This is a genomic window from Deltaproteobacteria bacterium (assembly GCA_018668695.1).
Lineage (GTDB): Bacteria > Myxococcota > XYA12-FULL-58-9 > XYA12-FULL-58-9 > JABJBS01 > JABJBS01.
Genome location: JABJBS010000115.1, coordinates 1 through 7,208, shown reverse-complemented (window position 1 = coordinate 7,208; position 7,208 = coordinate 1). Strand labels below are relative to the sequence as shown.

Sequence of the window (7,208 nt, the reverse complement as noted above, 5' to 3'; positions counted from 1 at the left end):
TCTGCTAAATTCTAAGATGACGTGATTTTAAAGAAAACAAGAAAACAAGAAAACAAAGGAACAAAGGAACAAAGGGACAAAGGGACAAAGGGACAAAGGAACAAATTATCAAAGGAGCAAAGGAGCAAATTTAGGGTCTGAGCACACGACCACACTCAACGCACACACAACACAGAAAGACTATTATCCTTACTGAAGTTGTAGAAGAAGCCGTAGTTGAAGTCGACGAGCCAGGCGTTGAGGGAATTAACCACGTAGGAAGCCGACGTCCAAAGCGTTGTTGTTGGGAAATTAGGAAAAAGCGCCGTATCAATGGCGGGTTGTGTATAATTACCACTGCCGCATTCTGTTCGACCAGGATACCCAAGCGGCCCGTCATTGCATTTTAACAGGCTGGCCAATTCTTCTATATTCGGAACTCGCCAATCAGTGTAGCCGGCAAACTCTAAAGTGTCGCAAGTATCCCATGCTTCGCTGTTGCCGCCGCCATCTAGCAAGCCACCGCTTACGCCGCCATTGCAGCTGTTGTCGTTTGCGCCGCAATATTGGAAGTTAGAATAGCTACCATCGCAGGTATTGCCCGCAGCATTATAAGTCATACCTTGAGCGCAGGCCATCCAAGTAATACCTCTGGCGGAATCTGTTATGGTACCATCTCCATTATGACAGACTTCATTATCAATCCCATCGCCACATATTGTAGTTGCCTCTAAACAATCAGCAGAACAGTAATCACCGTCACTTGTATTACCGTCGTCGCATTCCTCAATGCTGTCTTGAATACCATCACCGCAATAAGGCGCTGAACCAATACAGCTAAGATTACAACGGCCGGGACCTCCATAAGCATTAGTGTTGTTTAAGCCTTCATCACAAGTCTCAACACCTTCATAGATATACCCATCACCACAAACAGCTAAAGTACAATCTGTCACGCATGAATCACTATTATCACCATTCCCATCATCACATGCCTCAACACCCTCATGAGTAAACCCATCGCCACAAGTTGCAGCAATACAACCAGGCAAACAGGCATCTGTTTCTGATGCATTGCCATCATCGCATTCTTCACCCGCCGCGGCGTTTGCATAGGCGTCACCACATAGAGAGTCAGTGCATGTGGCATTGCAAGCAAGAGTGTCTACCCCGCCCGTATCGCAATCTTCTGAACCGTTTTTAGCGCCATCACCGCAATGGGGAGCGTTGCCACTGCAGCTGGAATTACAATGCGGCGCTTGAGACCATAGGTCTGAATTGGCGGCGCCATCGTCGCAGGTTTCACCTTCCTCAACTGTTCCATTACCGCAAACAGGTTCGGGGTCGGTTGCATCACTGCTATCTGTTGCGTCGGTGGCGTCGGTGGCGTCAGAGGCGTCAGAGGCGTCAGAGGCGTCAGAGGCGTCACTGCTATCAGAGGCTTCTTCCTGGCATGCTGGTGCACCGGCGCAGCCTGAATCATTGCAATCAAAATCGCCGTCACCGTCGTTATCCGCCTCATCGGTGCAATCACCTGCGGTTTGGCCCTCTGGCGTAGATGACGTTTCACTCTCACCTGCCCCACAAGCAGTTAAAAAGAAAAACAAACACATGGATGCAGCAATATTCTTCAGACTCATTTTTTTATTTCCCCCAAGAAAAACCAGCGCACCCATTTTGCCACTTCAGCCTTGAACTCTCAAGCTTTTGCCTGTGCATAAACACAAACATCCGCCGCGCGGCTCAACCACACCGTCACCACAATGCGCCCGGTATCCATCACACGTTAAATTGCAGCGCTCACGATTGGTTAAACTGTCGTTGTAGATATTGCTGTTTTGAGAGCCTTCATCGCAGACTTCATCATCGGTGCGGCTTCCATCACCGCAATGAGGCCGAATGCCGGTGCTGGTGGAATTACAAGCCTCTGATGTGACTAGGCAGCTCAATGCACCAGCCCATTTCGCTCTCGCGCCGCCTACTGGTCTATTGTGACCACCATGGAAGCTGCGCGCTTTGGTTCCCCGGAGCAGCCGCGCAAACTCACCACCTACCCGTATCACACGGTGGTTCCGTCATTTGGCACCTAGGGATTTGTGGTCGCTTCCATGCAACCCATCGATGTGACAAAGCTCAAAGTCCACCCATCGGCCCGTTATCTCACGAGCGAGCTACTGCCCACTTTATTTACCTTTCCAAATGATATGAAGCGCATTCCCGCGCCGGTGAGTTCGCTTGATAATCCGGTGGTGGTGAATCTCTACCGCGATGGGTACAATCAATACTTTGATTGAATCGATAACGGCTCATTCAAATAACCGGTGAGCTCCAACCTGCTCTCACCCAATGGGTTGTATTTAACGCGTCACAACCTTACTAATACGGATACCAATGCCGGGGGAGATCAAAATGACTAAAGTTCCACAATCCACGGGGCTACCCGTATCTACAACCTCCACTGCACAAACTGCAGATTCTGTCCCTGGTTACCAAAATCCCATAGGGACAGTTTCCACAACCGGACCCTCTGGAAATAAAGAGGCCCAAAAGCAAGGACCCGTCAATCCGTTTGAGCATTCCGAAGGCATTCCTCAGGAATACCGCGAACGAGTCAACGCCGACAAGATTCCCTGCCCTGCTCTCCTGTCTCTTTATAACAATGGCGACCTCAAGCCCGAGAACGACGGAACCATAAAAATGGAAGACCTGGACAAAGCTCTGGGCACTTTGGGACTGGGGCCCTCGGTTCGCAGTGCACTTGTGAAAGTGGCAGACGATACAGACAAACTTCCAGATACCTTCAATTTGTTTAACCTAAGAGATTCCAATCTCGACCACTCGGGCTCCACAGGCATCCGCGACCCCAAAGTAGACCCCGACAAGCTCGATACCTTTTTAAGCTTTGGGGAAGGCGACCGGCTCTACGCAAGCCATCTCGGCGACGCTATGTCGCATTTTAACAAGGTCGACCCCGGCTTAAAGGGTACCACCATTGAAACACTGGAGATGTCGGCTATGCTTCAAGTGTTTGGCCGCGAAGACCCAAGCCGAGGTGGAGAGCGCTACTTTACCAACGATGACATCAAAGACTTATGGCTAGACGGAAAGTATCCGGAAAATTGGAGCGCCCGCCCTACCGACGATATTGGCCTTGGAGAAGTGGGAGCAGTGACCGCCAAGATAGGAGCCTCAAGAATCTGGGACACTATTACGACACCCATCAAGAATTTCTTTAATTCAATTTTTTCTTAAGCCTGCTCATTTTTCGGATTACCCGAAAAGATAACGGCTCGACCACCCCGCGCATAGGGATGCTCTGAGTAGTTCCACTCATAATGGGGCCACTTCGAGACCATTTGCATCAAGTCTTCCTGTGAATGAATCCGAAGCGTGCTCACAAATCCGTCCCACATTGCGATCAGTGGAATGATGGGAATTATAAAAGAAAATACGATTTTCAGAAACTTCGACCGCTTCGCAAGCCACGGGTTCGCCAAGAGCGCTAGAGTCATCCAAGGCCCTGTTGGGGCAAGGCCCATGGGGTCGCGTCGAAAACCCTCATAAATAAAGATGCTTTTGTCTTTTTGAACCGTATCTTCCAAAATAGCCTCGGCCATGGCCGGCGTAAAGTGATGAAACGAATTGATGATGGTTCGTGTATCGTGCTCGAGTTCGGGGTTTACATCCAGTGCATTCACCGACTCAGCAACACTTGTGATATCCAAATCATCTTGGTTCGTAATTTCCTCGAACGACTCATGATTTGGGAAAAGGTCCGAAACAAGAAATTTAGGCGATTGGTCCCCGTGGTCCTTAAGCCACTGCGCTAAGAGACTCACCGGCACACCGGTGCCCGTGCACAAATCAAGCACCTTGGAAACCTTGGCCCGTTGCATAAATTCTGCGAAGGGCGGCCCTATAATATTGCCCATTTTGATGAACCGTAGCCCCATACCCAGCGTCTCTACCACCGAGTCGCGGATAAATTTCGGGCATTCAGAGCGTTCGTTGAACTCAAGTAAGTGTCGGCGTTTCATAGGCGGCTTCTTTCTCTGGGGTCGAAATGGCCCTATCGGATTACCGCGAATTGAGAAGCCCCTAAATGAGAAATGGGAAAAATATTTTAAACCGGTATTGCGAAACTAGACCAATTGAACCTCAAATAGCCTTATTCTACCTCAAACACACCATCGATCTCTACAGCCACACCAAAGGGCAAACTGGTTACGCCCACCGCAGAGCGTGCATGGCGACCATTATCGCCAAACACTTCAATCATTAGCTCTGAAGCGCCGTTGATGACATGAGGTTGCTCTACAAACTCAGGCGTACAGTTCACAAAGCCATTGAGCTTCACCGCTTGGCGCACGCGGTCTAAGTCGCCGCCGCAAGCTTCTTTAAGCTGCGCAATCACATTGGTGGCTACCAACCGAGCACATGCTTGCCCTTCTTCAACAGAGTAATCTTTGCCAAGCTTGCCCTGGTACTCAAACTTGCCCTCGACCATAGGCACCTGCCCAGCCACGTAAACCAGGTTGCCAGTGCGTACGGTGGGCACATAATTGGCGGCCGGTTTGGCCGGAGGTGGTAATACGATTCCAAGGTCTTTTAAGCGTGCTTCGATTTTTCCAGACATGTAAAACTCCCAGGTAATTGGCCAAGCAGGCATATCCTCTCGGCGAGAGGGTTTCAAATGGTCCCACTCGGTGCTTTCGATTACCCTTAAAAAGTTCCTGATAACATCAACATGCGGTTTTTTGGCTACAAACCAAGGCTTTTCGCAGGCCAAGCACACATATTATTGCTTCATTTGTTCCGGTTGTTCCGGTTGTTTTCACGTTTGTTTTCAAGTACCTGCTGCACCCGGTCTACTTTGATTTAGACCAAAACACTATGTGGAGATTTAACGATGCGCCCCTGGGAAATTCTTGACCACCAAAGCGTTCCTGACGAGACGGAAGTTATCTATCTCATGAACCGAGGCTCGGAATACGTCATTCAGGTTGATGGCCGAGAACTCATGAGCAGCCGCCTCCATGGTTCAGAGGACGCGCTCTCCGATTGGGCCTGTGACCGTCTCGACCATTTGGAAGATGCCCGTATTCTCGTCGGCGGTTTAGGCATGGGTTTCACTTTGGCCGCAGCTTTGCGCCGCGTTGGTGAAAACGGTCAGGTTACCGTGGCGGAACTCATACCAGCCGTGGTGCGCTGGAATGAGGGACTCTTAAGTAAAATCGCCAAGCACCCACTTAAAGATCCCCGAGCCGTAGTCTATGCGGGAGATGTGGGCGACCTCGTAGAGAAAAGCGAAAAGCCTTGGAGCGCTATCTTGTTAGATGTGGACAATGGCCCGGAGGCTTTAACACGCCCGTACAATGGATGGCTTTATTCACCTAAAGGCCTTCAATCAGCCTACGATTCACTTATTCCAGGAGGCGTGCTTGGCATCTGGTCAGCAGCACCCGACTCCAAGCTAACTCAGCGCCTTAACAAAAGCCGGTTCGAAGTAGAGGTCTTGCCTCATACTGAGAAAGGCCGGCCCACTGAAGATGGCAGCGGCACCCACACGCTGTGGATGGCCAAGCGCCCTGCATAGCCATTGATGGCTTAGATGATAAGCCAAAGCCTCAACGACCGCGCCCCTGCTACGAGCGCCTGCTTGTTTTTACTCGCTGGCGTATCGCATCGGTATCCAAAGTAGAATTCCAAGCAGTCCGTTATGGCATTTGAGCGCTTCGGTAAATAACTCGCGGCCACGAAACTGATTACCCACGGTCCCCAAGGCCAACCTATATACATTGCTGCTCAATATGGCTCTTGGTTTTGATTTTTGGTTTCAACCAAAATAATGGTTCGAAACGTCTATATTATGGCGGGCGTGTCATCCAGCCTAATCTGCAAGTTATTGGGATTACAGTTGTTGTGGGGTTTATAGGGCGGGCCATTATTATGGCACGTTGTTTGCTCTCTGGGGCTGGGGCATTGCCAATGTGTGGCCACTCCTATTGGACCTGTTTTGTTTAGGAATATGATTATGAAGAAAATAACCACCCTCAACCTTGAAATCACCGAATTCGTCACTCGGTGCACCCTGGTGACACTATTCATGGTGTCTGGCATCTTGCCGGCGCATGCTGGCGTGGACCCATTACTTGGTACAACATGGGGACAAGGCGGTGCGTATCAAAATGCAACTCCGACACAAAACGGTGAGCTTACCTATCCGGATTGTACAACCATAGCGTCGGCACAAATTCTCTACTACTACCAGTATCAGAATCACGCGAACGAAGAGGTCTCCTATGGGCTCGACAATAGCGGCCTGGTTCATCCAGATGTGGAAGGTAGAACACTCTATCTCGACCTTCCCAGCCACAGCTATGACTACACTGCCATGGCGGCGTCGCTTGATGGGGCAACCCAATCCGAAATTGATGCAACCGCTACGTTTATCTATCACGTCGCTGTGTCACTGAACGCCCAATTTGGGAATGGTGAGGGGTCTTCCGCAACTGGTAAACAGGTTGAAAATGCTTTTCGATACAACTGGGGCTACAACAATATTTCCCGTCGTAACATGTCGGTGATTTCGAAGAGCGCCTTTGGTTATAGTGATGCGGAGTGGGCAGATGTGATTCGTGCAGAAATCGACGAAGGTCGCCCGGTTTTGCATATGGCTCAAAAGACGGATGAAAACGTTGGACATGCGTTTGTCATCGATGGCTACAATGACGCGGGCAAGTTTCATGTCAATTGGGGTTGGGGTGGTTCAAGCAATGGCTACTACGATGTGAATGTGTTGGAAGATCCCAACGGTCGGCGTTGGAGCCGTGACGCGATGATTTTTCGTGGACTCGAACCAGAGGCTGGTTTCGCGCTTACACTTGATGATGACACAAATCAGCCCGGCCCAACGCAGCAGAGTGTTTACTCATGGAATGGTACCGGTTCTCTCATCAGCTATGCGTCAGGAACAAAGAAGGGTTATGGACTCACCAAGGATGAAACTGCGATTCATACGACCAGCAACACAAACCTGTGGTTGTGACTAATGTCTGGTAGCATCGGCGTTGTTCTTCGACCTTGTCTCTTGGTTGTGATTGTAGCCTCGCTGAACAAGCAGGTGACCACCGACGAGTTATTTGGTTGGGGCTGGAAGATTTACGTTCTTACCGCGCTCTTGTTCTTGGTTGTTTCTTTGGTCTCTAGGCAAGGTCCATTGGAGATGG

8 protein-coding genes and 1 pseudogene are annotated in these 7,208 nt (G+C 50.0%); 5 read left to right on the top strand and 4 right to left on the bottom strand.

What is annotated here, in order from left to right; all coding sequences use genetic code 11:
* Window positions 1-155: 155 nt before the first annotated feature.
* Both HOK28_06590 and HOK28_06585 read right to left on the bottom strand, forming a co-directional pair.
* The gene (locus HOK28_06590; GenBank protein MBT6432740.1) at window positions 156-1,619 is read right to left on the bottom strand and encodes a DUF1566 domain-containing protein; all 1,464 of its coding nucleotides are present in this window, start codon (window positions 1,617-1,619) and stop codon (window positions 156-158) included.
* A gap of 45 nt (window positions 1,620-1,664) precedes the next feature.
* The gene (locus HOK28_06585) at window positions 1,665-2,042 is read right to left on the bottom strand and encodes a hypothetical protein (protein MBT6432739.1); all 378 of its coding nucleotides are present in this window, start codon (window positions 2,040-2,042) and stop codon (window positions 1,665-1,667) included.
* A gap of 45 nt (window positions 2,043-2,087) precedes the next feature.
* Here HOK28_06585 and HOK28_06580 point away from each other — a divergent pair, with 45 nt between their 5' ends.
* Window positions 2,088-2,273: a hypothetical protein gene (locus HOK28_06580; protein ID MBT6432738.1), complete on the top strand. Its 186-nt coding sequence runs from the start codon at window positions 2,088-2,090 to the stop codon at window positions 2,271-2,273.
* A 115-nt stretch (window positions 2,274-2,388) separates the two neighbouring features.
* The gene (locus HOK28_06575) at window positions 2,389-3,231 is read left to right on the top strand and encodes a hypothetical protein (GenBank protein ID MBT6432737.1); all 843 of its coding nucleotides are present in this window, start codon (window positions 2,389-2,391) and stop codon (window positions 3,229-3,231) included.
* On the opposite strand, the gene HOK28_06570 is transcribed toward HOK28_06575, so the two are convergent.
* Complete coding sequence (locus HOK28_06570) at window positions 3,228-4,016, bottom strand: hypothetical protein (GenBank protein ID MBT6432736.1); 789 nt, start codon at window positions 4,014-4,016, stop codon at window positions 3,228-3,230. The genes HOK28_06575 and HOK28_06570 overlap by 4 nt on opposite strands.
* A gap of 131 nt (window positions 4,017-4,147) precedes the next feature.
* Window positions 4,148-4,615 (bottom strand): RidA family protein, encoded by a 468-nt coding sequence (locus HOK28_06565; GenBank protein ID MBT6432735.1) that lies wholly within the window; start codon window positions 4,613-4,615, stop codon window positions 4,148-4,150.
* 273 nt (window positions 4,616-4,888) lie between these two features.
* Between HOK28_06565 and HOK28_06560 the strand changes: the two genes are divergently transcribed.
* The 3 genes and pseudogenes from HOK28_06560 to HOK28_06550 all read left to right on the top strand — a co-directional run bounded on the left by HOK28_06560 (window position 4,889) and on the right by HOK28_06550 (window position 7,208).
* Window positions 4,889-5,575 (top strand): hypothetical protein, encoded by a 687-nt coding sequence (locus HOK28_06560; GenBank protein MBT6432734.1) that lies wholly within the window; start codon window positions 4,889-4,891, stop codon window positions 5,573-5,575.
* A 438-nt stretch (window positions 5,576-6,013) separates the two neighbouring features.
* On the top strand, window positions 6,014-7,027 hold the full coding sequence (locus tag HOK28_06555) for a hypothetical protein (protein ID MBT6432733.1): 1,014 nt from the start codon (window positions 6,014-6,016) through the stop codon (window positions 7,025-7,027).
* A gap of 3 nt (window positions 7,028-7,030) precedes the next feature.
* Window positions 7,031-7,208: pseudogene (locus tag HOK28_06550) on the top strand (hypothetical protein).